The 2430-nt window shown below is 35.8% G+C and carries 4 protein-coding genes; 2 read left to right on the plus strand and 2 right to left on the minus strand.

From position 1 onward, the window contains the following. Positions 1-214: 214 nt before the first annotated feature. Positions 215-472, minus strand: a complete 258-nt coding sequence (locus MW688_RS11925) for a helix-turn-helix domain-containing protein (protein WP_486736207.1) — start codon at positions 470-472, stop codon at positions 215-217. Between the two features lie 457 nt (positions 473-929). Here MW688_RS11925 and MW688_RS11930 point away from each other — a divergent pair, with 457 nt between their 5' ends. Continuing rightward, the gene (locus MW688_RS11930) at positions 930-1148 is read left to right on the plus strand and encodes a UPF0175 family protein (RefSeq protein ID WP_486736208.1); all 219 of its coding nucleotides are present in this window, start codon (positions 930-932) and stop codon (positions 1146-1148) included. Beyond that, positions 1145-1600 (plus strand): PIN domain-containing protein, encoded by a 456-nt coding sequence (locus MW688_RS11935; protein WP_486736209.1) that lies wholly within the window; start codon positions 1145-1147, stop codon positions 1598-1600. The genes MW688_RS11930 and MW688_RS11935 overlap by 4 nt, the downstream gene beginning before the upstream one ends. Before the next feature lie 391 nt (positions 1601-1991). On the opposite strand, the gene MW688_RS11940 is transcribed toward MW688_RS11935, so the two are convergent. After that, a partial coding sequence (locus MW688_RS11940; protein WP_486736210.1) for a TaqI-like C-terminal specificity domain-containing protein occupies positions 1992-2430 on the minus strand: 439 nt, incomplete at its 5' end.

Below are 2430 nucleotides of genomic sequence, written 5' to 3' on the forward strand. Positions count from 1 at the left end.
TCTTTAACAAAGATATGATCCCCCCTGACCCCCCTTACTAAGGGGGGCTTTATCAACATCTTTCTTAACATAACACTTGACAAAAGCCGCAACTTGTGCATTAGGGCTTTTTGAGATTTTCTCTAAGAAATTAATGTATAGTAATATACATTTTATCCACAACTTAAGTAATTTTACTGAAAAGGGTTAGGATCAATTCTTTTACTTCAAAACTTCAAAACTTCAAAACTTCAAACTGAAAAGAAGCATCTCCTGCTTCTATTTTTGCTACTCGCGATTGACTTGATTGCATTTTTTCAGCTAATGCGCTTTGGGAAAGTTCTTTGCTTTCTCTCCGTAATTTAAACAACTCAATTAATGTTGCTTTAAATTCAACTAATTTGCTTTCAGATTCTTCTAACTCTAAAAAATCTTTGACTGTTCCAACTTGCCAACCTGCCGCTTCTAGTCGTTGACGTTTACTCAAATCCATTGCTCACACTAGATACTTATCTATGGTGATTGGGAGAAGGGGGATGAGATTAAGTGAAAGATTACCGCAGACCATCAAGACTGCTTTATCTGTGAGGGATAGGGCACATCTATATGAGTAATGAGTTTTGAAGTAATAAGTAATGAGTAATGACTTAATTAAATTCCTTCTGTTTTAATGGTTATATTTATGCTACTATTAGTCATAAGTCAAATTGAAATGTAATAATCCAATTTTACTTTATAAGTGATGGGTATTTACTCATTACTCGTTACTCATTACTTCAAAACTCAAAAGGGTAGAGTACCGAGTAATTGGCAAGGAGTAAAAACACTTTACATGGCAATCATATATACCGCTGACTTTTTTCTGTCTTATTTTGCTGTTTGAGTAAATTTGAGTAGATTTTTAGAAGCGGTTAGAGGAAATTGAAGATTTATCAAGAGGAACTAAAAAGATGAACGAATTAGAGGTACAACTTCCCCCAAATATTAGCGTTGAAGAGGCACGACTCCTGTTGATGGTTAAACTATTTGAAACAGGAAAATTAACAGTAGGACAAGCAGCAGAACTGGCAGGTTATTCCAAACCGACTTTTATTGAGTTACTTGGTAAACTAGGGGTTCCTGTCATTGATTATCCTCCCGAAGAATTAGAACAGGAGATTAACTTTTGACCACAGAGGCGGTTACGAATAGCACTTGTTTAATTGGACTAGAACGCATTGACCAATTGGATTTGTTATCGAGGGTTTTCTCTACTGTGTATGCACCGCCAATGGTGGCAACAGAAGTCAAAACCCTTTTAAGTTGGTTGACGGTTAAACCTGTCCAAAATATGACGGTTGTGGCTACGTTAAAAACCCAAATGGATGCAGGGGAAGCTGAAGCGATCGCCCTAGCAATGGAATTAGGGGATGTGTTGTTAATTCTTGATGATAAGAAAGCTCGTCGTGTTGCTCAACAACTTAATTTGAAGGTAATAGGGACGGTGGGAATGTTGCTACGGGGGAAACGTCAGGGGGTTATTTCTGAAATCAAACCGTTAATAATGGCATTGTTAGAAGCTGATTTTCGTATTAGTGAACGAATTGTAAAAGAAGCTTTGCGGTTGTCAGGAGAAATTTAATTAATTGCTCTTTTTAGAATTTAAGTACAACACTATAATACTTACTTAGTCACAAATCTATTAGTAGCGATCGCGCTAACTGTAGGTTGGGTTAAACAACGTGCAACCCAACAATCAAAGTAGATAGTAATAAAATTAATGTTGGGTTGAGTGCTGATCACCCAACCTACGAAATTTATCACTGTGTCAGATCATGTCCGTTTAATTTGTTATGATAAAGTTCTACCTTCATACCTTCTTCCTTCCCTCGGAGCCTCCTGCCTCGGTGCCTCCTGCCTCACCTCATTTTTATCGTAAGTATTCACCCGAACTTGATATAATTCGGCTATTCCTTGGGAGTCTCTGATAGAATTAATGTCTGAAAGTTCGATTAATGAAGGATTAATAATATTCATGTTTCTTTACCTGTAATGATTTTCATTTCTGCTGAAGTTAAGCCATATAAATGGCCTACTCTTGCGTCTATTTCTGCTTCATATTCTTCTACTCGCTTTCCTTTGGCGTCTAGACATTTTTGTACTAGTTTTTCTATGATTTTGCCCTCTGTTTCTGTTACTTTGGGTATAGGGATTTGTGAAACATATTGACTAAAAAATCTAATAAAATCTCCTCTAATTTGAGAACTTATTAATTGATAGAAGTAATTGACAAATATACTATTAAGTATTCCAGTTATATACTTTTGCGATATAGGAATCATATAAATTGTATTGTTGAAGTATAAATTGCGAGTATCATAGTAAAATTGAGTATTTACAGCAATATCAGGATAAACAATTTTTGGTGTCTCAAATTCTTGCCAATAGGCGCAAGATCGCAACTCCCAGAAA

It is taken from the genome of Johannesbaptistia floridana, assembly GCF_057440575.1.